This is a genomic window from Akkermansia sp. 54_46, assembly GCF_001917295.1.
Lineage (GTDB): Bacteria > Verrucomicrobiota > Verrucomicrobiia > Verrucomicrobiales > Akkermansiaceae > Akkermansia > Akkermansia muciniphila.
This window is the reverse complement of sequence record NZ_MNUD01000036.1, coordinates 106260-128317: the sequence shown is the minus strand read 5'-3', so window position 1 is coordinate 128317 and position 22058 is coordinate 106260. Positions and strand designations below refer to the sequence as shown.

19 protein-coding genes are annotated in these 22058 nt (G+C 56.4%); 4 read left to right on the top strand and 15 right to left on the bottom strand.

Features of this window, described 5'->3' with window-relative positions:
• Positions 1 to 4 precede the first annotated feature (4 nt).
• On the top strand, positions 5 to 1015 hold the full coding sequence (locus tag BHW66_RS11360; protein ID WP_012420632.1) for a polyprenyl synthetase family protein: 1011 nt from the start codon (positions 5 to 7) through the stop codon (positions 1013 to 1015).
• A gap of 178 nt (positions 1016 to 1193) precedes the next feature.
• Here BHW66_RS11360 and BHW66_RS11355 read toward each other — a convergent pair whose 3' ends face one another.
• On the bottom strand, positions 1194 to 2549 hold the full coding sequence (locus BHW66_RS11355; RefSeq protein ID WP_046435762.1) for an MFS transporter: 1356 nt from the start codon (positions 2547 to 2549) through the stop codon (positions 1194 to 1196).
• A gap of 147 nt (positions 2550 to 2696) precedes the next feature.
• Complete coding sequence (locus tag BHW66_RS11350) at positions 2697 to 4472, bottom strand: SurA N-terminal domain-containing protein (RefSeq protein ID WP_182916062.1); 1776 nt, start codon at positions 4470 to 4472, stop codon at positions 2697 to 2699.
• Between the two features lie 331 nt (positions 4473 to 4803).
• Between BHW66_RS11350 and sufT the strand changes: the two genes are divergently transcribed.
• Both sufT and BHW66_RS11340 read left to right on the top strand, forming a co-directional pair.
• Positions 4804 to 5349 (top strand): putative Fe-S cluster assembly protein SufT, encoded by a 546-nt coding sequence (sufT, locus tag BHW66_RS11345; protein ID WP_012420635.1) that lies wholly within the window; start codon positions 4804 to 4806, stop codon positions 5347 to 5349.
• Between the two features lie 6 nt (positions 5350 to 5355).
• A complete protein-coding gene (locus tag BHW66_RS11340; protein WP_046435760.1) occupies positions 5356 to 5829 on the top strand; it encodes a hypothetical protein in 474 nt (157 codons plus the stop codon).
• A gap of 232 nt (positions 5830 to 6061) precedes the next feature.
• Here BHW66_RS11340 and BHW66_RS11335 read toward each other — a convergent pair whose 3' ends face one another.
• The 13 genes from BHW66_RS11335 to nuoD all read right to left on the bottom strand — a co-directional run bounded on the left by BHW66_RS11335 (position 6062) and on the right by nuoD (position 20277).
• The gene (locus tag BHW66_RS11335; RefSeq protein ID WP_012420637.1) at positions 6062 to 6214 is read right to left on the bottom strand and encodes a hypothetical protein; all 153 of its coding nucleotides are present in this window, start codon (positions 6212 to 6214) and stop codon (positions 6062 to 6064) included.
• Between the two features lie 2 nt (positions 6215 to 6216).
• Positions 6217 to 7101: a DUF3472 domain-containing protein gene (locus tag BHW66_RS11330; RefSeq protein WP_012420638.1), complete on the bottom strand. Its 885-nt coding sequence runs from the start codon at positions 7099 to 7101 to the stop codon at positions 6217 to 6219.
• A 357-nt stretch (positions 7102 to 7458) separates the two neighbouring features.
• Positions 7459 to 8841: an NADH-quinone oxidoreductase subunit N gene (locus BHW66_RS11325; RefSeq protein WP_046435759.1), complete on the bottom strand. Its 1383-nt coding sequence runs from the start codon at positions 8839 to 8841 to the stop codon at positions 7459 to 7461.
• Between the two features lie 50 nt (positions 8842 to 8891).
• Complete coding sequence (locus tag BHW66_RS11320; RefSeq protein WP_046435758.1) at positions 8892 to 10316, bottom strand: NADH-quinone oxidoreductase subunit M; 1425 nt, start codon at positions 10314 to 10316, stop codon at positions 8892 to 8894.
• A gap of 22 nt (positions 10317 to 10338) precedes the next feature.
• On the bottom strand, positions 10339 to 12171 hold the full coding sequence (gene nuoL, locus BHW66_RS11315; protein WP_031931130.1) for an NADH-quinone oxidoreductase subunit L: 1833 nt from the start codon (positions 12169 to 12171) through the stop codon (positions 10339 to 10341).
• 23 nt (positions 12172 to 12194) lie between these two features.
• Positions 12195 to 12512: an NADH-quinone oxidoreductase subunit NuoK gene (gene nuoK, locus BHW66_RS11310; RefSeq protein ID WP_012420642.1), complete on the bottom strand. Its 318-nt coding sequence runs from the start codon at positions 12510 to 12512 to the stop codon at positions 12195 to 12197.
• Between the two features lie 25 nt (positions 12513 to 12537).
• Positions 12538 to 13248 carry an NADH-quinone oxidoreductase subunit J gene (locus tag BHW66_RS11305; protein ID WP_022198757.1) on the bottom strand — a complete coding sequence of 237 codons (711 nt, stop codon included), beginning with the start codon at positions 13246 to 13248 and terminating at the stop codon, positions 12538 to 12540.
• A 28-nt stretch (positions 13249 to 13276) separates the two neighbouring features.
• Positions 13277 to 13840 carry an NADH-quinone oxidoreductase subunit I gene (locus BHW66_RS11300; protein WP_012420644.1) on the bottom strand — a complete coding sequence of 188 codons (564 nt, stop codon included), beginning with the start codon at positions 13838 to 13840 and terminating at the stop codon, positions 13277 to 13279.
• A 34-nt stretch (positions 13841 to 13874) separates the two neighbouring features.
• A complete protein-coding gene (locus tag BHW66_RS11295; protein WP_012420645.1) occupies positions 13875 to 15143 on the bottom strand; it encodes a complex I subunit 1 family protein in 1269 nt (422 codons plus the stop codon).
• 35 nt (positions 15144 to 15178) lie between these two features.
• Positions 15179 to 16915 (bottom strand): molybdopterin-dependent oxidoreductase, encoded by a 1737-nt coding sequence (locus BHW66_RS11290; protein WP_022198758.1) that lies wholly within the window; start codon positions 16913 to 16915, stop codon positions 15179 to 15181.
• Positions 16916 to 16967: 52 nt separating this feature from the next.
• Positions 16968 to 18368, bottom strand: coding sequence for an NADH-quinone oxidoreductase subunit NuoF (gene nuoF, locus BHW66_RS11285; protein WP_022198759.1), 1401 nt, complete (start codon positions 18366 to 18368; stop codon positions 16968 to 16970).
• Between the two features lie 33 nt (positions 18369 to 18401).
• A complete protein-coding gene (locus BHW66_RS11280) occupies positions 18402 to 18983 on the bottom strand; it encodes an NAD(P)H-dependent oxidoreductase subunit E (RefSeq protein ID WP_012420648.1) in 582 nt (193 codons plus the stop codon).
• Between the two features lie 49 nt (positions 18984 to 19032).
• The gene (nuoD, locus tag BHW66_RS11275) at positions 19033 to 20277 is read right to left on the bottom strand and encodes an NADH dehydrogenase (quinone) subunit D (RefSeq protein ID WP_012420649.1); all 1245 of its coding nucleotides are present in this window, start codon (positions 20275 to 20277) and stop codon (positions 19033 to 19035) included.
• A 421-nt stretch (positions 20278 to 20698) separates the two neighbouring features.
• Between nuoD and BHW66_RS11270 the strand changes: the two genes are divergently transcribed.
• Complete coding sequence (locus BHW66_RS11270; protein ID WP_046435757.1) at positions 20699 to 22054, top strand: DUF6056 family protein; 1356 nt, start codon at positions 20699 to 20701, stop codon at positions 22052 to 22054.
• The last annotated feature ends 4 nt before the right edge of the window (positions 22055 to 22058 follow it).

Sequence of the window (22058 nt, the reverse complement as noted above, 5' to 3'; positions counted from 1 at the left end):
TATCATGTCCATTCCGTTCTTTTCGAAATTACGATCCCAGAAGCATTATCTTCAACTGGTTAAGCCGGAATTGAAGCAGGTTTCCGAGTTTGTTGAAGCGCAATCATCATGTTTTGACCCGGAAGTGGCCGATTACATGGAAACGGTATGCCAGTCCAAGGGTAAAATGCTTCGTCCGGCCCTGGTTCTGCTGGTTGCCGGTGCTACGGGCGGCATCAAGCCTGCCCATATCCGCCTGGGTGCTTTGCTGGAAATGGTGCATCTGGCTTCCCTTGTGCATGATGACGTGATTGACGAGGCCGACAAACGCCGGGACGAGGCTACGGCGAATGCCCTCTGGGGCAACAGCCTCGCCGTACTGTTGGGGGATGTCCTCTTTTCTCATGCCATGGTGCTGGGTACGGAATTCGGCAGCACGGAATTCTGCCGCAGGCTGGCGAATACCGTCAGGAACGTATGCCAGGGGGAGGTAGCCCAGTCCAGCCGCCTGTATGATCTGAGCATGACCCGCGAGGAATATTTTGAAATCATCCGGAAAAAAACCGCTTCCCTTTTCTCCGCAGCTACGGGGGGGGCTGGCTGGATTTCCGGAGTAACCCCGGAAGTGGAGGAATCCCTTTACCAGCTGGGGGATCTGCTGGGTGTGGCTTACCAGATTTACGACGACTGCCTGGACATGGTGGGAGATGAAGACGATGCCGGAAAGACGCTTCATACGGACGCCACCAAGGGCAAGCTGACTCTTCCCATCTTCAATTTGCTGGAATGCGGTGACAGGAATGTGGAAGCTACCCTGCGGGACGCCATTGAAAACCGTGAAGTAGTGGATTACTCCGCCTTTCAGGACAATCCCGTTTTTGCAGAGGCTCTGGACAAGGCGATTCAGGTAGCTCTGGAGAAAAACGAGGCGGCCCGCGAAATTCTGTGGCTCCTTCCCCAAACGGAATATCGTGAAGCTTTGGCGGAAATGACCTTTTACATGGACGAGCTGCTTAACGACTGCCGTATCTCCTGACCTGCTTCAAGGAGTTTTTGTCCGGTCATGTCCTCCTTATGTAATTTGTGTCTTCCGGCATTTTCCCAAAAAGAAACCTGCCGGAGGGAATGGGAGGAGCGCATGCTGGTTACGGTCTGATTGTTTTTTCAAAACATGGTTAACCCGGCCACGCGCCCGGGGAACGGCAGTGCTTTCTTTATTCCGTTTTTCCGTACCTGCGCGCCCGGAAGGAGTAGGCGACCGCCACTACGGCGGCGAGCACGGCGTACAGGATGAAGCGGTCCGTGGAAATGGCGTTGGCTGATTCTCCGTTGGACAGGAAAAAAGTAATTGCGGCCACCAGCATGTTGCCTGCAAAGATAGTGAGGTTCCAGAAACTGGTGATGAGGCTTTTTAAATGCGCCGGGGCTTGCGTATAGGCGAATTCCAGGCCGGTGGTGCTGACCAGGATCTCAGAGATGGTGAGTACGCAGTAAGGAATCAGCTGCCATGCGATGGACATGGAGGTTCCTTCCTCCAGCCGGTATTGCAGGAAAGCGACAATCAGGAATGTAGCGGAGCTGAGGGCCAATCCCGTTCCGAGGCGCACCAGGGGCCTTGCCAGCGTTGCCACCCTGGGATAAACAAATACGGTGATGAGGGGGATGAACACCATGACGAAAATGGGATTGGCCGCCTGGATTTGGGCCGGCCCGATGGACCAGGAACCGCCCGGGAGCGGGATGGAAAGAGGAATCATCCTGCTGCCCTGGGATACCCAGGAAGAAGCCGTCTGTTCGAAAATGGACCAGAATGGAATGATAAAGGCGAAGATGGAAAGGATTTTCAGGATGTGCCGGGTGTCTTCCACGGCGGAAGTTCCGCAGCGCTGTTCCGCGTTTTTCCAGCCTCCGTGGAACAGGATGATGAAAAGGACTTTCCAGAAGCCGGGCTGCCCGCTGTTCCGGGCCGGAGGCGTTTTGTGGTAGTTTTTGCGGCCCAGCCAGAAGACGAAGGTGGCAACTCCCATGAAGAGGCCCGGGACGGCAAACGCCCAACTGTACCCGTAACGCTGTTCCATGGCCGGAATGACCAGAAAGGAGAAGAAGGAGCCAAGGTTGATAGCCCAGTAGAAGGCATTGAAAGCCTTGGTCATTAACTGCGGGGACTTATTGGGAATCTGGTCTCCCATAAAGGCGGAGACACATGGCTTGATGCCTCCGGCTCCCAGCGCGATGATGAACAGGCCCGCCATGAGAATGTAACGGCGCGCTTCAATGGTGTGGGAAAGATCCGCCGTCGCCAGAACTCCGTGTCCTACGCAGTAAAGCAGGGAAATATAAAGAATGGTTTTATATCGGCCCCAGACCTTGTCCGCCAGCCAGGCCCCCGCCAGGGGAAGCAGATATACCATTGCCACAAAAATATGAAGGGTGGAGGTGGACCAGTTGTCGCTCATCAGCAGATGACCCGTCATGTACAGCATGAGGATGGACTTCATGCCGTAGAAGCTGAAACGTTCACAGGCTTCCGTTCCGATGATGTATCTGGACTGGGAGGGCAGGGCGCTCATTGGATGATGAAAAGGAGGGAGATGGAGAAGGAGTAATAAAAATGATGGCCTCCGGGCGGAGGCCATCATGGCGAATGCGTTCAGACGGCGTTCAGGGCCTGTGGGAAGGAGACGGGCTCGCTGACGGTTGTCATGAAAAGGAAAACGTTAGCGTTCCTGGTTCAGGATGGGAGCGATTTCCACCTTATATTGGGTGATGCACGCTTTCAGCCAGTCCAGCATGATCATGGATTTTGCCTGGGCAGTCAGAGCCGGAGCAATTTGCTGGGTAGCTTTGATTTGGAATTCCGGTGTATCCTCCAGTTCGCGCTTGACGAGCTGGGTCAGCAGGATGCCGTCCCCCGTGTTGATGGGCTGAGCCATCTGGCCGGGGTTGATGACGGAAGCCGCCTGGAATACTTCTTCAGGGGACGGGAGCTCTTTGGGAGGGGCCAGGCGGGAATTCATGGCCCGTTCCAGAATAGACTGGAGCTCTTCCTGTGTTTTGGCGTTTTGCAGGTTGACGCTGCTCAAGAGTACGTTTGGATTGACAAAGGGACCGTAAGAGGCAGTTTTGGCACCGGCTTTTCCGGCAATGGCATTGAACTGTTCTACGGGTTTTTCCGCCTTCTGCAATTCCGTATTGAGTTCCGTGGCGGCCTTATTCATGGATTCAACGGTCATGCTTTCCAGCAGGTCGGCGCGGGCGCTGTTGCGGGCGGTCTCGTAAGGCAGGGCTTTGACCGGGGTAATGCCTTCCAGACGGATCAGGACGACTTGTCCGTTTTCCAGCACCTGCATGGTGCTGATCTGTTCGGCTCCGGTCTTGGCGCGCGCTTCTTCAACGGCCTTGGCATCCGCATCCGCATTCAGGGCCGGGGCTCCCGCCAGGGAGAAAGCCACATCCAGCAGATTGGCGCTGCGTCCGTCGGAAGCGGATTGGTTGATTGCCTGGTTGATTTCCTGAGGCGCGTTTTTACGCGTTACGGCCATGTAGGACTTTTTTTCCATTTTGCAGACGCCGGGAGTCTTGGCCAGGGCTTCGCTGATGGCCTGGTCCATATTCCTGCCGTTGGTGGCGTTCAGCGGTTCCCATATGTCATTTTCCACCAGATTCATAGTCTCCATGGTGGCGTTGGAAATGTCTCCGGGCTTGGGTGCCTGAGCATCGCCTGCGGGGATGAAAGTGTAAACAGTGAAGAAGCGTGCTTCCTCATTTTTGTAATTTTCCTTGTGCTTGTCCCAGAAGGTTTTTATTTCCTCTTCTCCGGGATCCGTCTTGGGGCGGAAGGCGCTTTTTTCCAGGAAGGCGGTGTTGATTGTAATTTGCTGGCTGTTGGATTCCGCTACAGCCTCGGCAAAACCGGGCTCCACGGAGATACCCCCGGCCAGCACGTCCTTGATGCGCTCCAGGCTGATGGTGTCTTCCATCAGACCGCGCAGCAGTTCCTCCTGAAGCTTTTTACCCATGTTGCCACGCATGGAAATGAAATTATCGTATTTTTGGGGGTCGAAAACGCCTTTATCGTCCTGGAACTCTGGAATATTGCAAATGGCATCGTCAATTTCCGCGGTGCTGGGAGTCAAGCCCAGGCGTCCCGCCTCCCGGCGGATAATGCCGCGGTAGGCCAGGAAAGCCGCATTGGGATTATTTGTTTTCAGCAGATGGCAGAGTTCGCGCAGGTTTTCTTCCGAGCTGAAATTGTCCTGAAGCAGCGGACCGAAGGTGGAAGGGAAGGAGAAAGCCACGGACAGGCCGGTCCTGCCCATATTGTTATAATCCTTTTCCCCATAAGATTTCCCGTCCACGGAAACGAAAGTCTGCTTGAACATGCCGGTCAGGGAGCCGCCGCTTACGTCCCCGCCGACGAACATGAGGCCCACAAACACCAGGGCCATGGCTGCCATGATGACGATTGTATGTTTACGTAAGTAATCTAGCATGGAATGTCAGGTTGAAAATGTACGTGTAGCCGGCCATGAGCTGACGGCAGCCCGGGCAGCCCGAACCTTTTACACTTTTTCCCTCCGCTAGGCAAGAACGAAGCTCTCCGCTTCCGGCGACTTTTCCAGAACATGGCGGAATGCTCTTTCCTGTCATGAAGGGCTTTTCCGGCCGGGGCTGAACAATTTTTGACCTCGACGGTGATGCAAATACGCCTTATGTTGCTCCTGCGCGGAAGGTTCCGGGAACCATGGGCCGGTTCTGCCCCATGGCATTCGGAAGCCTCCGGTGCATGTCCTTAGCCGGATATTCCTTTAATTGCAAGGATTTATGCTGAACCAGGTAGTAGAACTCAAAAGAGAAGTGACGGCGGTCCAGATCCCCAGCGGGGATGTGCTCACCCTGCCGGAAGGGGAACGCGTGTATATCACCCAGATACTGGGCGGCTCCTATACCGTGGCTACGGACCACGGCCTGGCCCGTATCTCCAGGGAGAACGCGGACGCCCTTGGCGCTGGAGCGGAGGAACCTTCTCCGGAAGCGGCTGCGCTGGATGAGAACGCCACACTGGAAGAAAGGGTCTGGGATACGCTGAAATGTGTGTATGACCCGGAAATTCCCGTGGACATCGTCAACTTGGGTCTGATTTACGATGTGGCCGTCATTGAGCTGGAGAACGGCCTTCATCATGTGGCGGTAAAAATGACTCTCACGGCGCCCGGCTGCGGAATGGGGCCCCATCTGGTCATGGAAGCCAAGGACCGCATTGAAGCGTTGGAAGGGGTGGAGGCTGCGGATGTGGAAATGGTGTGGGATCCCCCCTGGAACCAGGACATGGTCAGCGAGGAGGGCAGAATGAAACTCGGATTGATTTGATTTCCCATGCCGGTGACGTTGAAATTGTCCGACGAGGAAGCGCGTGATTTGGCGGAAATGCTTTCCACTGCCGCCACGGTGGCTGCCTCCAACCAGCAGGACGGGGCGGAGGCGCGTCTGGCGGCGTGGGGGAATTTGGTTTCCCGGCTGATGAAAGAGCTTTCCGTCACCTCCAAATTGAAAGGGCGCATTGCCTATGCGGATGAGCTGGGCGGATATGCCTTCACCCGGGAATATGAAGAAAGCGCCTTTTTCCAGGATTGCCTGGATGAATACCGGGACAACTCTTTTTGGGCAGATCTCGTGACGCGTATGGCGGACAAGGCCATCAGCGAACACCTGGGGCCGGAATATTTTGAAAACATGCCGGAGGATGAACGCCGCCGTACTGCGGAAGCCCTGGAAAAATCCCTGTGGCAGGAATGCGCCAGATACGGCATTGACCGGCTGGGCTTCATCTTGCCTCCGTCAGACGGATAAGGAGAAGAACCGTTTAAAAATCCTGTGGACCGGTGCGGCCCGAATGATTCGGGCGCGATTCGCGTGCATATCCCCGGAGAATACCGGTCTATGTTGCCTGTCTGCCGGGAAATACTCCCTTATATCCGCCCTGTTTCAGGTATCGGGACGACATGCGCTCTCTCTGGATGCGGCAAGATGATTTTGGGGGAGTTGTTCAGTCCGGAGTGCAGCGGTTCACCGGGTCGGGGCCTTATTCCTCCGCATTTTCCGGCAGTGGCGGGGTGGGGCTGCCCAGATATTCCGTTTCCTTGGGGGTGGAGAGTACTTTGTAATACGCCCAAGCGGCGGCGGCCAGTACGCCGCCGATGGAAACAATCATGGTTAGCCAGCCGGTGGGGGACATAATCAGTTAATGTTCTCCTGAACAAGACTGGTAACGGCCTTGTCAGGCAGGACCAGCTTGATATTCTGGGGCAGGGGACGATTTTGGAACAGCTTGAAATCCGTCATTTTCGTAGTTCCCCCCGTCTGAAGCAGCACGGAACCATCAGGCTGGATATTCGCCATGACGTTGGTGGAGGGGGTTGGGTCGCCGGTGAACGTTACGCTGGTATTGGGATGCCATTTGCCGTCCTTGTACGCGAAGCTGGGGCCAAAGAAGGCTCCGCGGGCCTTCTTGGCTGATTCAAAATTACGCATGAAATCTTCCACGAATCCGACGGAGAAGGAAAGTTCCTTTTCCGAGGAATGCGTTTTCCATTTGGAAATAAGATCCCAGGACCTGCTTTTATTATTAAAGTAATAACCGCTGATTTCCTTGAATTTCCCCATTTTTTTGACGCAGACGAGGAAGCGCATGTTCTCCCCGATTGCCCAGGGATAGTCCACGAAGCTTTGTCCGCCTGTTCCTTCACCGCCAAAACGTCCGGAGCGCGCATCTTTGCCCAGTTTTACCAGCTTGGTGCGTTCTTCTTCCGGCACATCATTGGGGTTGTCTCCGTGTGCCACCGGATCCCAGATGGAGAAGATGATTACTTTTTTACCGTTGGATTGTTCCTGAAAACCGATATAGCCGTCGTCAAAATTCATGGCGCAAAAGTAGGTGCCGGGAACGGATGTTTTGGCTTTCACTACATTGTACAGGGCGCTTGCCTGGGAGGGATGCCCCTGCTGGTTGATATGGACGGAACGGCACTGGCGCTTGGCCAGCAGTTCCGGGTCCTGCGCATGAAGGATGGTTCCGGAGAACAGGGCGGCGCAAATGACGGCGGCGGAGGATAAAAGACGCATGGTTTTGAATGATTGATGGTTGTCTGATTTGATGCCCGGAGGGTGGGGGACAGGCAAATAATTAGGACAGGCTAATTACGTTTGGCCTGGGGGAAATCTCGCAGGCAGGCCGCACTTTTTTCAAAATTTTTCCGGCATGAATGTGATAAAAGAAATACTTGGCTCAGGCTGGTTGCTCAAGATTCTGAAACGGCTGAAACCGTAAGTCCGGAAGGCCGGGCAGCCGCACTCTCTCCTTCCCCTTCCCGCTTTCAGCCAGACGACGCGGAACATACAGCTTTGCTTGAATGGGGAAGGCCGTTCTGCGAAAAATTCGGGAAACGGCCTTCGGAAGAATGGGGGAAAAGGACGCGTTTGTTACCGGATGGGGTTCAGGAACAGGGGCATCAGGCCCCCCAGCACGATGAAGATGGAAAACGCGGCCAGCATGACTCCGGAAATGGCCGGTACCTGCACGGGTTCTGCGTTTTCTGCGGGCTTGTCCCAGTACATGGAGCGGATGACCTTGAAGTAATAGTAAAACCCGGATGCTGCGCAGACGATCATGACGGGGAGCATCCAATCCAGATACAGACCCGTATTGATGACGTGCACGAAAGAAATCATTTTGGCGAAAAATCCGGCCGTCAGCGGCACGCCCGCCAGGGAGGCGAACATGATGGTGACCGCCAGCGCCAGCCGGGGATTGGTTTTGCCCAGACCGCGGAACGCGGAAATTTCCTCGCTCCCGCGCTGGATGCGGATCATGGCAAGGGCGAAAAAGGCGCCGAAGGTCATGACCAGGTACACAGCCAGGTAGAACGGGGCGTTCGGAGCCAACTGGCCGTCCACAGTACCGATAAACAGGGGCAGAATGAAGCCTGCCTGTGCAATGGAAGAATACCCCATCATGCGTTTCAGGTTTGTCTGGGGAATGGCGCCCAGGTTGCCCACCAGCAGGGTGGCGGCGGCCATCAGGGCTACGACGAATTCGACGGGAGGCAGCACGGCGAATGGGGCCAGGATGATGCCGAGCAGGGCGAATCCGGCTACCTTGGAGGCTACGGAAAGGAAAGCTGTCACCGGAGTGGGAGCTCCCTGGTACACATCCGGAATCCACAGCTGCATGGGAACTGCGCCGATTTTGAATGCTGTACCGAGCAGCAGCATGGCGAGGGCCAGGTACATGGCGGGGGCTGTCTGGCCAGCCAGGGCGTGGCTGACGATCGTTTCATTATAAATGAATGTTCCCGTAATGCCGAAATACCAGGCCAGGCCGAAAACGAGAAACCCCGTGCTGACGGCGCCCAGAATCAGGTACTTGATGCCCGCTTCCGTGGAACCCAGGTTCCGCCGGAAGTAGCCTACCATGATGAAGGAACTCAGGGTGAGCACTTCCAGGGAGACGAACAGTTCCACTAGGTTGGATGCCTTGCACAGGGAGGTGATGCCTACGCAGGCCAGCAGGGGCAGGATGTAGAATTCCCCCGTTCCGTCCTGGGATTTGGAATCATTGGAGGAAAGGTTGATGACGGCCCGGAAATCTACGGAAAGCAACAGAGTGACTGCTGTGGCGACGAGCGCCAGGATGATGTAGATGTTGTCATAGAGCCCTTCCATGTAGAAGGGAAGCATCGCCAGGGTTCCCGCCGCGCCAATCAGCCCGAAAATAAATTTGGGCGTTTTTTTGCAGAAGGTCTCCGCCAGAAGCAAAAGCATTGCCAGGCCGGCCAGGATGAATTCCGGAATATACGCTTGCATGGGTAAAAGAGAATCAGGTTAGACTAGGATTGTATTCGGAAGGGAGGAAATCAGGAGAAAAACTGGAGCACCAGCGTGGGGAAGAAGCCGAAGACCGCCAGGGCGATGACCAGGAAGCAGTTGGCCGCCCGTTCGGAGGGCTGCAGTCCCGTGGCGTAGGCGGAGGCTTTGGACAAATCTCCCTGGAAAATATTGCGGTAGGCCCTCAGCATGTATACCGCGCCGATGACCAGTCCCCAGAGGCACAGGATGGTGGCGATTTGAACGGGGCCGAAGCCGTTGCTGAAACCGGCGAAACCGGAGAAGAAGACCATGAATTCCCCCGGGAAATTGGCGAGGCCGGGGAGGCCGATGGAAGCCATGCCCGCTAGGCCGAAAACGAAAGCCATGCACGGCAGCCTGGTGCTCAGTCCGCCCAGAGAGTTGATTTCCAATGTGCCTGTTTGCTTTTCAATCTGCCCGCAGAGCAGAAAGAGAAGGGCGATTGTCAGGCCATGGGCCAGCATCAGCAGAGCAGCCCCTTTCAGCGCCCAGGGATTGGCTTCCGCGGAACCGGAAACTACCAGGGCGGCGAAAGCCAGGAAGATATAGCCCATGTGCATCACGGAAGAGTTGCCCAGCAGCAGGTCCAGCCTTTTCTGGTTGACGGTCACGTACCCCACCCAAATGACATTGCAGACGAGCAGGACCAGCAGGATATTCGTCCAGGGAAGGAATCCTGTTTCCATCAGCGGCTGGAACATGAAGAGCCCGTACAGGCCAAATTTCTTAAGCACTCCGGCATGCATCATCGCTACCGGAGCGGGAGCGGATGCGTATGCGGGGGCTGCCCAGGAATGGAAGGGGAAGAGGGAAATCAGCGTGCCGAATCCGGCGATGAGCAGGGCCCCGATGAGTTCCGCGTGGGCAAGTTCGCGCCCGCTGGCCATGAAGTCTTTCAGGCCGGAGAAGGTGAAGCCAGCCTGCGTACCGATCATCAGCAGGGCTGCCAGCAGCACCATGGAGGCAAGCCCCAGGTAAAGCGTGGCGCGCCAGGCCGTGGTGCGGCGGTCGCCGCGTCCATACAGGCCGATCATCACGAAGGTGGGGATAAGAGCCAGTTCATGGAAGGCGAAGAAGGAGATTATGTTGTCGGACAGGAACGCCCCGGTGGCGCCTGCGGAAATCAGAAGGGCGGAGTTGTACCAGGAAGCTTCCCCCCCCTGGGGCGGGTTGGTGCCCAACACGGTGGCGAAGGTAACCAGGATGGTCAGCAACAGCATTACTTTGGACAGGGCCGGGGCCAACGTGAGCTGGAGGTCCATCCCTTCAAAGCGGGACCAGCAGGAAGAACAGCCGTCAAAGCTAACCAGGGCCCAGATGCCGAGGGCCAGCGTCAGGGAGGCGCTGAGCAGGGCTGTCGGGCGTGCGGGCGCCTTGCACAGACCGATGAGGGCCGCGGCAATCAGAGGAATGAGAACAAGCCAGATAAGCATGGTATGTGATTGGTTGGTTAGGTTAGCAGGAATAGAAGACGGTAAAGTAGATGACCAGGAGCAGGCCAATGCCGAAGAGGGCCGTATAGGCGGCCATGTTGCCGGACTGCAGGCGGCGCAGCAGGGAGCCTATGGCGGCGGTCAACCGCGCCAGTCCGCCAACGATGAGGCCGGAGATGATGAACTGGTCCATAAAGTCGATGATGGCGGCCAGAACGCCCTGGACTCCCCTGACCAGCACTTTATCATAGAACAGATCAATATAAAGGCGGTTGGCGAGAGCCCGGGAAACGGCATTGCCGGAGAGTTTGTCAGAAGCCGGGGATCCTGCGTAGAAGGCAGCCGCCAGCAGGATTCCGAGCACCAGCGCCCCCATGGAGACGTAGAAGGGCATGCCCATGTGGAAGCTTTCGGAAACGAATCCGTTGAAAGGAACCAGCCTGTCTGCGATGAACCCGTAGCCGGAGATGAGAGCCAGGACAGCCAGAATCAGCAGGGGCACCAGCATGAGGCCGCCAACTTCCGAGGCGTGTTCCGAACTGTGGCTGCGGCTCTTGCCGAAGAAGACCACAAAGATGACACGCATCATATAGAAGGTTGTCAGCAGGGCTACGCCCGCGCCGATCCAGAAGAAGACCGGGTTTTTGCGAAGGGCTGCTTCCAGAATGGCTTCCTTGGAGAAGAAGCCGGACGTGAACGGAATGGCAATCAGCGCCATGGTGGCAATGATGAAGGTGAGGGAAGTCAGCTTCATGCGCTTCATGATGCCGCCCATTTTCCAGATGTCCTGTTCATGGTGGCAGGCGAAGATGATGGCACCGGCGCCCAGGAAGAGCAGAGCCTTGAACCATGCGTGGGTGAAGAGGTGGAACATGGCTGCCTCCCCGGCCAGAAGTCCCAGGGCCATGACCATATAGCCGAGCTGGGAGAGGGTGGAGTAGGCCAGGACGCGTTTGATGTCATTCTGCTGGGTGGCCATGAAGGCGGCGATGACGGCCGTAATGGCTCCGATGCCGGCAATGACATTGCAGGCCAGGGCGGGGAAGGCCTCAATGCCGATGGAGTATTGGACGCGCACCATCATGTAAACGCCGGCGGCTACCATGGTGGCCGCATGGATCAGGGCGGAGACGGGGGTGGGGCCTTCCATGGCGTCCGGAAGCCAGACGTGCAGCGGGAATTGGGCGGATTTGCCCACCGCTCCGCAGAAGAGGCACAGTACCGTAATGTTCAGCAGGTTTTCACTGATTCCTGCGGGTATTTCCATCAGGCTGAAATCCAGCGTGTTGGTCAGCGCCCAGAGAGTCAGAATGCCGATCAGGAAGCCGAAGTCCCCGACGCGGTTGCAGATGAAGGCTTTTTTGGCGGCGTTGGCGGCAGTGTCCCGTGTGTACCAGTGGCCGATAAGCAGATAGGAGGAGAGGCCCACCAATTCCCAGAAGATAAAGGTCATGGCGATGTTGTTCGCCAGGACGATGCCCGTCATGGAGAACATGAAAAGGCTCAGGCATGCGAAGTAGCGTGTTTTGGCCTTGTCGTCCGCCATGTAAGCCAGAGAGAAAACATGGACCAGCAGGCCGATGCCCGTGACCACCAGCATCATACGGGAGGAAAGGGGATCCAGCACGAAACCCAGGTCCACGGAAAAGATGTCGGAAATCGGGAGCCAGGAGAAGGAATCGGATCCGGTCCGGTCCAGCAGACCCAGGGAAAGGACGAAGGTCGCCAGGCAGGAGAAGGTGGAGGTAAGCGCCGCGACGTCAGGACGTTTGGTCAGCAGGAACCAGTCAAAGGCGGCTACGACCAGCGGCAGGAAGAGCAGAAGCCAGGTGTATTGAATATCAATATTGAACATGTTCGTGGAGTAGTGTGTTGCTCTTAGTCTTTCAGCGTGTTGAGATCTTGCGTGCTGGCCGTGCGCCTGGCCCTGTACAGGGAGACGATGAGGGCCAGGCCGATAGCCACTTCCGCTGCGGCGATGGTCAGGATAAAGATGGAGAGGGCCTGGCCGTCATAGTTGGGCAGGCCCATAGTGCCCTGGGCGCGGGAAAACGCTACCAGGGACAGGTTGGCAGCACTGAGCATCATTTCCAGGCACATGAAGATGACGATGATGTCGCGCCGGACAATCACCCCCATCAGGCCGATGGCGAACAGGACGCCGGAGAGGATCAGATAATGCGTAAGAGGTATCATGGTGATGGCTGTGGTAAGGGGTTCTTTATTTTCCGGAAGGGCGGCGGCTCAGCACGACGACGCCGATGGAAGCCACCAGCAGGGCCAGACCGGCGATGACCAGGCTCCGGTTGTATTTGTCAAACAGGGTACGGCCCAGCAGGGCGGTGTCCGGGAATTCTCCGTTGTCTATCTCCTCACGGATGGTGGTGCCTTCCGGATAGAGGTGGGCGGAACATTGGGGGGAGAGGGGGGGGAGAATGACGGAAGGGGCGCCGTTGTTGCGAAGGCTACAGGCGGGAGTTTCCATTCCGGTTTTGGAGGGGGCTGCGTCCTCCTGCCCGATTTTCAAATCGTTCCAGGCCTGTTCCGCGCTGGCCATCGGGCAGCGGTGCGTTTCTTTGGCGCCGGGCAAAGAATAGATGATGCCAATAAGCTGGCCGAGGAAGAGGCAGGCGATGATGACACCGATAGCGACGGAGAAAGGCCTGCTGAAGGGGGATGTTTCCTGCTTCACATTCAGCAGCATGATGATGAACGCGAAGAGCACCATAATGGCCCCGGCGTATACAAGGATTTGGAGAATGCCCAGGAAGTGGGCTCCCAGCCCGATCATGACGGCGGCGGTGGCTCCAAAGGAAAGAGCCATCATCATGGCGGAGGAGACGGGGTTGCGCATGAAGACGACCATCAGGGACAGGACCACGGCCAGGGCCCCGAAAACGTAAAAAAGTATGTCGCTGGCAAAGATGTTCATAACGTACGGGAAATGGAGTGTTCGGGGGTTATTTGTATTGGTTCCACTTGTTGACCAGCCCCTTGCGGGTGCCGCCCAGTTCGTAGAGCTTGGCCTTGTTGTGGATGGCCTGGGTTTTATCCGTGGGGGTGAACAGGTAGTTATGGCTCATGAAGATGGCCTGTTCCGGGCAGGCTTCCTCGCACATGCCGCAGTAGATGCAGCGCAGCATGTCAATCTGAAATTCCCTGGGGGCTTTTTCCACTTTGCCCCACGGTCCTTCCTGTATGGGGCCGGGGGTGATGGTGATGGCGCGGGCCGGGCAGATGAATTCGCAGAGCTGGCAGGAAACGCAGCGTTCACGGCCGTCTTCGCCTTTCACCAGCACGGGAGCTCCGCGGTAATATTTCGGCAGATGTTTGTCCCATCTGGCTTCCGGATATTGCATCGTAACGCCGATGCCGGAACCGGCCAGTTCTTTTTTGTTGCGGGATTTGCCCAGCAGAGCCAGAACGAGGTGCCTGATAGTGAGCCAAAGACCGCCAAGAATGGATTGCAGATAGAACCGCTCTCCAAGGGAAATCTTCGGACGCTTGATCGTTTTGAAGGCCATAATAGTAATGTTGTCGGAATGAAGAAGGGGGGGATTACTTGACGAAGTACAGGATGGCGGCTGTAAGGAAGATGTTGATGACGGCCAGTTCAAAGAAGACCATCCAGCCGAGCTTCATCACCTGGTCATAGCGGAAGCGGGGGAGCGTCCACCGCACCCAGACGAAGAAGAAGGCGAAGAAGAGAAGCTTGAGCACATATGCGATGAGCTGGCAGATGACCGCCACCCAGTTGGCTACGTTTTCATTGAGCCAGCCGTCCAGGCCGAAGCCGATGGACCAGCCCCCCAGGAACAGCGTGATGACAAGGGAGGATCCCACCACCATGGCGGCATATTCCCCCATGAAGAATTGGGCGAATTTCATGGAGGAGTATTCCGTATGGTAGCCGCCCACGAGGTCCGTTTCACATTCGGACATGTCAAACGGCGTACGGTTGGCTTCCGCAAAAATGGAGGTGAGGAATATGATGAAACTGATAGCTACGGGCACCAGCAGTATCCAGCGCTGCCAGCTCAGGCCCTCGCCCCACACGGGAAGCAGGAGCCAGCCGTTGGCGGCCTGGTATTCCACGATGTTGGACAGGTCCAGCGTGCTGTAAATCATCAGCACAGGGATGATGGACAGACCCATGCTGATTTCATAGGAAATCATCTGGGCTGAGGAGCGCACGCCGCCCAGGAAGGGGAATTTGGAGTTGGATGACCATCCGGCCAGCACCAGTCCGTACACGGAGAGGGAGGAGATGGCGAACATCCAGAGGGGGCCTACGCTGAGGTTGGCCACCGCCATGTTGACGTTTCCGTAAGAGGTTTGAAGGTCTCCGGCGAAGGGAACCACGGCCGCCGTCATCAGCGGTGGCGCAAGCACTAGGATGGGAGCGATCCAGAAGTATACGCGGCGTACGAAGGGGGGCGTGAAATCCTGTTTCAGGAACAGTTTGCCGCCGTCCACCATGGGCTGCACGAGACCGAAGATGGGGATGTCGCGGTCCAGGCGGAAAAAACGGCACAGGTTGGCGATTTTGCCGTCATGGGGCAACCCGAAGTAGTCCAGCGTCTTTTTGAACGGCAGGTCGGATTTCATGCCGAAGCGGCGGAAGATGCTTAACGGAATGCCGGCGCGGTTGGGGCCTACGCGGTCCTGGATCCAGGCGGCCACCCGGCGTTCAATGTACACGCAGACCGGAATGAACAGAATGGTGATGGCAAAGCAGATGACGATTTTGATCAGCAGAGTGATGATATAAAACCACACAGGGTTGCTGAGCACCTCGTCGCAAAAGGTTAGAATCGAATCAATCATGGCGGATTAACAGGTTGTATGCGTGTGAAGTGTGATTAGCGGCCCTGGTTTTTTTCGCGTTCCACCACGGGAATGGTGACGCCGGTTTCCAGAATGGGCTGGCCCCCGTCTCCGATGGAACCCCAGGAGACTCCATTGAGTGCGCCGTATTCCGTGCTCATGGCGGTGAGGATGTCCAGGGCGGAGTTGAAGTCTTTCAGAGCAGGATTGCCTCCCAGCAGAAGGGTGATGTCTCTGAAAATCTGCCAGTCGTCCCGGGCGTATCCTATGGGCTGGATAGCGCGGTTCAGGCGTTGAATACGGCCCGTGACATTAATCATGGTGCCGAATTTTTCAGCGTAGGTGACGCCCGGCAGAACCAGGTCCGCATGGCGCGCCGTTTCATTGGCGCTGTGGGCGGTCATGAACAGGTAGTCCAGCTTGTCCAGATCTTCCGCCGTGAAGCCTGCTTCCGGGGAGATGAGGTCTTCCCCCAGGGAGAGGATGCCCTTGATGGAACCGCTGCGAACTCCTTCGCGAATGGCGTCCAGCCTGGAACCGGGTTCGATATCCAGCACCAGCCTGGCCCCGTTCGTGTTCGGGTTGCGATCCGCAGAAATAAGCATGCCGTCGCTTTCTCCCATGCGGGGAACGATGTCCACCATATCCGTGCCGATTTGGGCGGCCAGATGGCGGACCATGTAAAGCTCTTCATTGGTCATGCGCCCGGAGGCAATGATGGCGAGCTGGTTCGGAGCAATGCGCTTGACGGCTTCCGCGGCGGAAGCCAGAGCCGGTTCCCAGGTGGAGGGGCGGTGGGGCGCTTCCGCATCCGTACGGATGACGGGCTGGGGAATGCGGGTTTCCGCATTGATGTATTTGTAGTTAAGGCGGTGAGAGTCCGGCATCCAGCAGGAGTTTACGGCATCATTCTGGCGCGGGGTAATGCGGTATACCTTGTCTTCTCTTGTCCAGAGGGTGATATTGGTGCCCGTTCCGCAGTCCACGTCAATGGTCTTTGTTTCCTTCAGGAACCAGACGCGCATTTTAAAGCGGAAATCCTTGGAAGTAAGGGCTCCTACCGGGCAGAGGTCCACGGTGTTCATGGAGTAGTTGCTGTCCAGCTCGCGGCCGGGGTAAACCGTGATGGCGTTGAAGGTGCCGCGTTGGGACATGGTGAGCACCTCATCGTGCATGATGTCGCGCATGAAGCGCACGCAGCGGCCGCAGAGCACGCAGCGTTCCTGGTCCAGGTTCACGCGCGGACCAATGCTCAGGTTTTTTCCTTTTTTGGTCTTTTTCTCTTCAAAACGGCCTTCCACCTGGCCGTAGTCGTTGGAGTATTCCTGAAGCTTGCATTCCCCGGCCTGATCGCAGATGGGGCAGTCCAGAGGGTGGCTGGTGAGCAGGAATTCCATTACGCCGCGGCGCGCTTCACTGGCCAGGGGGCTGTCCGTGCGGATGCCCATGTTTTCCGCCACCGTGTTTGCGCAGGAGATGATGGGGCGGGGCATCCACTGGATGCGCTGATAGCCGTTTTCATCATAGGAGGGTGTCTGTCCCGGAGCGAGCCTGGGCGGCATCCCCTGTTCCACCATGCACATGCGGCAGGAGCCGGCGACAGCCAGCTTGGGGTGGTAGCAGAAGCACGGAATGGGCACGCCCACGGAACGGCAGGCGTCTGCAATCCGCGTGCCGCGCGGGAACCGGTGCCACGTTCCGTTGATTTGGACGTTCACCTTGCCTTCCGCGGCGGCAATGTCTTTGGGGAGTTTGGAAGCTTCTTCACTCATGATGACGGATGGGAGAGGGATGGTTTTGAGAACTGGTGTTGCGTGCTGCTGTTTAGCGGGTGAGGAAACGGTTTTGCTCCCTGCCTTCCTCCGTGTGGGGCAGACAGGCGTTGAATGGATCCGTCAGGGCTACGAATTCCTCCTTGAATTTGGAGACCATGGCCTGGGTGGGCCAGGAGGCGGCTTCACCAAAGGCGCAGACCGTTTTTCCTTCAATCTGGTTGGCCACTTCAATGAGCAGATCCACATCCGACGGGGCGGCTTTTCCTTCCAGGATGCGGGTGCTGAGTTTCATCATCCACGGACAGCCTTCCCGGCAGGGAGTGCACTGCCCGCAGGATTCATGGGCGTAGAAACGGTTGATGTTGTTCATGGCCCAGGGCATGGAGCGGGAGTCGTCCATGACGATGACCGCGCCGGAACCGGACATGGAGCCGTGCTGGGCGATGCTGTCCAGATCCAGCGGAATGTCGAAGAAGGTGATTTTTCCCATGGTGCCGTCCGGATTCTGCACTTTGTATTCCGCATCCGTGCGCATGACCTTGGAGGAGGAGCCTCCGGGTATCACGGCCTTGAACTGGCGCCCGTCCCGCGGGCCGCCGCAGACGTCATACAGCAGTTCACCGAAGGTCATGGAGCCGGAGACGATTTCATAGAACCCAGGACGTTTGACGTCGCCGGAAACCCCGATGATGCGGGTGCCGGGGGAACGTTTGGCTCCTTCCTGGCTGTAGGCTTCTCCTCCCATGGCCATGATGTGTTTCACCTGGCAGAGGGATTCCACGTTGTTGACAATGGTGGGGCATCCGTACAGGCCGATGGCGGCCGGGAAGTAGGGGGGCTTGATGCGGGGATAGGGGCGATCCCCTTCAAGGGAGTTGAGCAGGGCCGTTTCCTCACCGCAAATGTACGCTCCCGCTCCGCGGTGCAGGTGGATTTCCAGATTATAGCCGGACCCCTGGATATTGCTGCCCAGGAAGCCGCGTTCGCGAGCTTCCTGAAGGGCTTTGAGCATGATTTCCGCGGCGATGGGAAATTCTTCGCGCATGTAGATATAAGCCTGATGTGCCCCCACTGCGTAGCTGGAGATGACCATTCCTTCAATGAGCTGGTGGGGATCCTGATGGACAATGTAGCGGTCCTTGAACGTGCCTGGTTCGGATTCGTCACAGTTGCAAACCAGGTAAACAGGCTTCGTGTTGTTCGGCGGAATGAAGGTCCATTTCACGCCGGTGGGGAACCCCGCGCCGCCACGGCCGCGAAGACCGGATTTTTTCACCTCGTCAATGACGGCCCTGGGCTCCATGCCGAGCGCCTTTTTCAGTTCTTCATAACCGCCGTCGGCCAGATAGCAGTCAATGGAGGTATTCCAGCCCTCGCGGTTGACGTTTTTCAGAATGCGGCGCGTTTCCCTGGGGTGGGGTTCTTTACCGGGAAGATAGGTGATGCTCATGGCGAAAATCTGGTGCGTGGGAAATGGAAAGGGTTAGGCTGTCTGATATTTGGCAATCACTTCTTCCAGCACTTCCGGAGTGACTTTTTCGTACAGGAGATCGTTGACCATCATGTTGGGGCCAAAGCCGCAGTTGGCCAGGCATTCCACTCCTTCCACGCTCCACAGGCCGTCCGGGCTGACTCCAATGGGGTGGTGGTGGTCGATGCCGTTTTTGTCAATGCCCAGACGCGTGCAGATGGCGTCGAACAGGCTGTCCGCCCCCGCCATGGCGCAGGAAAGAGTGCGGCATACGCGGATGTGGTTTTTTCCAGGGCACATCTGGCGCAGACCGGGATAGAAAGTCACCACGCCCAGAACATGGGCGGCGGAGATATTCAGTTTTTCTCCCACCCAGGCAATGGCGTCGCCGCTGATGAAGCCGAATTTTTTCTGTATTTCATGCAGGATGGGCAACACGGCGGATTTTTGCTTGCCTTCCGGGTAATGCGTAACGTATTCGCTGGCGGCGGCGTCAAGTTCCGGCGTTACTTCAAAGGCCGGGTAAAACCGTTCGCCCGGGCTGGGCTGGTGGGCGATAGTCGCGTCGATGGCGTTTTCAGCGTAATCGGACATGGGGAGAAAGTTTGGTGTTTGCGTTGAAGTGGATGAAAGTGGCGGGTGTTTAACGGTCGCATTCGCCCATCACGAAGTCGAAGGAGCCGAGAATGGCCGGAACGTCGGAAACCAGGTGGCCTTTCATCAGTTCCGGCAGGATGGACAGGTTGCAGAAGGAGGGGGAGCGCATGCGCAGGCGGTTGGGAAGCCCGCCCCCCTTGGAGTCCAGGAAGAAACCCAGCTCTCCCTTCGGGTTTTCCGCGGCAAAGTAAACCTGCCCGGCAGGGGCGTTCACCCCCATGGTCGTCGTCATGAACTGGCGAATCAGGGATTCCATGTCCGTCAGGACTTTTTTCTTTTCAGGCAGCGTGCCTTTGGTGTCCACCATGTTGATGGGGCCGTCCGGCATGGTTTCAATGACTTGGCGGATGATGCGCAGGGACTGGCGCATTTCTTCAATGCGCACGGTAAAACGGTCGTAGCAGTCTCCGTGTTCGCCTACGGGGACGTCGAATTCGTAATTTTCATATCCCAGATAGGGGGTGAGTTTGCGCAGGTCCCGCTTAATGCCGCTGGCTCGCAGGTTGGCCCCCGTAATACCCCAGGAAAGCGCTTTTTCACGGCTGATGACGCCTACGCCCTGAAGACGGTCAATGAAGATTTTGTTTTTGAGCAGGAGGGCTTCCGTTTCATCAAGGGTTTTGGCCGCTTCATCGCAGAAGACGAGCACTTCCTTGAGCATTTCATTGGGAACATCACGTGTCTGTCCGCCGATGCGGGTATAGGAGGAAGTGAAGCGCGCCCCAGTGAGCTGTTCGTAAAAATTATGGATTTTTTCACGTTCCTCATAACAGTACAGGAAAACGGTCATGGCGCCTACGTCCATGCCGTACACGCCTACGCCCAGGATGTGGGAGGAAAAGCGGGAAAGCTCCAGGGCCAGTACGCGCAGGGCCTGTCCGCGGGGCGGCAGTTCCCATCCCAGCAGTTTTTCCACCGCGCAGGCATAGGCGATGTTGTTGGACAGGGGGGCCAGGTAGTCAAAGCGGTCGGTGTAGGGAACAAACTGGTTGTACTGGATGGTTTCGCCTATTTTTTCCATCCCGCGGTGCAGATGGCCAACCACCGGATCACAGCTGATGATTTCTTCACCATCAAGTTCCAGCACCAGGCGCAGCACGCCGTGAGTGGCGGGGTGGGAGGGGCCCACATTCAGGGTCATCGTTTCTCCGAGCGGTTCGGATGTATTGGTGAGATAGTCTGCGTTAGCGGCTGTATCTGCAATGGCGAAAGTTTTGGTGCTCGTCTTCATGTGGATGTCCGTGCCTGGCTGAACCTGATAATGGTGCCGGATGATTATGCCACTTCACACCATGCGGGCAAGCCAAATGTCAGTTTTTTTGGCATTCCGGGGAGGTGGTGCGGGAGTCTCCTCAATTGATGAATGTTAGTCTTTTCTAACAATAAGCTTTTATATGGAACCTGCCGAATATGGGAAAAAGCGGATTAGGAATCCGCATATAACGTGAATCCCGAAAAGGACTACGCAGGGAGGCCGGATACAAAGGAAGAAGGTTCTCCTCCGCTGCGTTCGGACACATCCAGCCATAAGGCCCGGCAGTCCTGTTTTCCCGGCACCCTCCATTCGGAAATAACTGAGCAAATTTGCATTAAATTATTTTTTCTCAAATTTGTAGGTTGACTCCGGATTCCTAATCCGTTAGGAAAAAAATATGTTGAAGCCGAGGAGAATTTTTGTCTTTCCCATTGCTGTAACATTTTCAGTATTATTTATTTTATATATTATTTCATGGTTTTCCCCTATTGCCGGGGATTCCTTTATTCACGACAGGACGGGGTACCTTGGGCAGTTTCATATCCGCCATGTCTGGAAGGCCTGCGTGGACAGTTACCTGTATTGGAATCCCAGGCTGGGGGAAATGGCTGCGTTTTTTATTACTTCTGCTCCCCGGCTGGTCTGGACGGTCTTGAATCCCGTGTTTGTGCTTGCCCTTGTTCTTGGTCTTTATGTGCTCGCTCTGGGGAGAATGCCCAATCTCCGGCGGGAGTGCGGCGCATGGACATGGTTGTTTACTTTAAGCATGTTCGTCTCAGCCGGGGTAACCGTTTATTATGTCTGCCTGACACGCGCAGGCTCCATGAATTATGTGTGGACCGGATGCCTGATCGTATGGTTCATGAATATTTACAGAACCAGGTGGGGGAAGCGGATAACCTCCTCTCGCTGGGGCCTGTCCTCAGGATGTCTGATTTATGGGATTTTCTGCGGCGCCTGTAATGAGGGAGCGACGATAGGAATGGTGGCGGCGTTTTGCATCATGGCCGCGGTTGGCATGTTCCGGGACCGCAGGGTGGGCGCTTATGTATGGTGCGGGTTTGCCGGAGTTGCGTTGGGAGGCCTGTTTCTATTTGCCGCCCCCGGGTTGTACTCGCGGCTTGGCCATGATTTGGGAGCGAGTGAAGTTTTGAGGAAGGGCGGTTTTTGCGCCTATGCGGAGTCTTTCGGGATATTGCTTTATTACCACGCGAGGATGCTGTGTAAAATATATGCCGTTTCCGCAGTATTAACGGGATTTTTGTTGTCCAGCGGCACGGAGCGGTGCCGGGAAGTAATCAGGAAGGAAAAGGAATCCTTCTTTTATATTCTTTTTTTATTGTTGCTGGGGTTCATCATGTCCGTTTGTTATTTTCCGGTGTGCATTCCCGCCCATCATGTCCAGTTCGTGTCGTCCCTGCCTGTTTTGGCGGCGTCAACCGTGTTGTTTTCCGTATTGTACCGGAATGAGATCATGGTGCGCGGATTGCGCGCGGTGACTGTTTGCCTTGCCGGAGCTACTTTGTTTTTCGGGGTGGTGTTCACCCTGGAGTATTATCATGTAGGCTCTCAGGCTTTCCAGAGAGAGGAGCTGATTCATAAGGCCTTCCAGGAGGGGAATCTGGAACCGGAAGTTCCTTCCATCTCTCCTCTTTTCTTTGAAGGAAAAGTGTCCGGAACGGATGGAAATTGGGGAGGGCCGGATACCAACCGCCGGTTTGGCATCCGCAAGCTGGTGGTGAAAAAGTCCTGAGGGA

What these genes read in the sequence shown, in the direction of transcription:
- BHW66_RS11360 (WP_012420632.1), top strand. Translation starts at nt 5, where the DNA reads ATGTCCATTCCGTTCTTTTCGAAATTACGATCCCAGAAGCATTATCTT.
- BHW66_RS11355 (WP_046435762.1), bottom strand. Translation starts at nt 2,549, where the DNA reads ATGAGCGCCCTGCCCTCCCAGTCCAGATACATCATCGGAACGGAAGCC.
- BHW66_RS11350 (WP_182916062.1), bottom strand. Translation starts at nt 4,472, where the DNA reads ATGCTAGATTACTTACGTAAACATACAATCGTCATCATGGCAGCCATG.
- sufT (WP_012420635.1), top strand. Translation starts at nt 4,804, where the DNA reads ATGCTGAACCAGGTAGTAGAACTCAAAAGAGAAGTGACGGCGGTCCAG.
- BHW66_RS11340 (WP_046435760.1), top strand. Translation starts at nt 5,356, where the DNA reads ATGCCGGTGACGTTGAAATTGTCCGACGAGGAAGCGCGTGATTTGGCG.
- BHW66_RS11335 (WP_012420637.1), bottom strand. Translation starts at nt 6,214, where the DNA reads ATGTCCCCCACCGGCTGGCTAACCATGATTGTTTCCATCGGCGGCGTA.
- BHW66_RS11330 (WP_012420638.1), bottom strand. Translation starts at nt 7,101, where the DNA reads ATGCGTCTTTTATCCTCCGCCGCCGTCATTTGCGCCGCCCTGTTCTCC.
- BHW66_RS11325 (WP_046435759.1), bottom strand. Translation starts at nt 8,841, where the DNA reads ATGCAAGCGTATATTCCGGAATTCATCCTGGCCGGCCTGGCAATGCTT.
- BHW66_RS11320 (WP_046435758.1), bottom strand. Translation starts at nt 10,316, where the DNA reads ATGCTTATCTGGCTTGTTCTCATTCCTCTGATTGCCGCGGCCCTCATC.
- nuoL (WP_031931130.1), bottom strand. Translation starts at nt 12,171, where the DNA reads ATGTTCAATATTGATATTCAATACACCTGGCTTCTGCTCTTCCTGCCG.
- nuoK (WP_012420642.1), bottom strand. Translation starts at nt 12,512, where the DNA reads ATGATACCTCTTACGCATTATCTGATCCTCTCCGGCGTCCTGTTCGCC.
- BHW66_RS11305 (WP_022198757.1), bottom strand. Translation starts at nt 13,248, where the DNA reads ATGAACATCTTTGCCAGCGACATACTTTTTTACGTTTTCGGGGCCCTG.
- BHW66_RS11300 (WP_012420644.1), bottom strand. Translation starts at nt 13,840, where the DNA reads ATGGCCTTCAAAACGATCAAGCGTCCGAAGATTTCCCTTGGAGAGCGG.
- BHW66_RS11295 (WP_012420645.1), bottom strand. Translation starts at nt 15,143, where the DNA reads ATGATTGATTCGATTCTAACCTTTTGCGACGAGGTGCTCAGCAACCCT.
- BHW66_RS11290 (WP_022198758.1), bottom strand. Translation starts at nt 16,915, where the DNA reads ATGAGTGAAGAAGCTTCCAAACTCCCCAAAGACATTGCCGCCGCGGAA.
- nuoF (WP_022198759.1), bottom strand. Translation starts at nt 18,368, where the DNA reads ATGAGCATCACCTATCTTCCCGGTAAAGAACCCCACCCCAGGGAAACG.
- BHW66_RS11280 (WP_012420648.1), bottom strand. Translation starts at nt 18,983, where the DNA reads ATGTCCGATTACGCTGAAAACGCCATCGACGCGACTATCGCCCACCAG.
- nuoD (WP_012420649.1), bottom strand. Translation starts at nt 20,277, where the DNA reads ATGAAGACGAGCACCAAAACTTTCGCCATTGCAGATACAGCCGCTAAC.
- BHW66_RS11270 (WP_046435757.1), top strand. Translation starts at nt 20,699, where the DNA reads ATGTTGAAGCCGAGGAGAATTTTTGTCTTTCCCATTGCTGTAACATTT.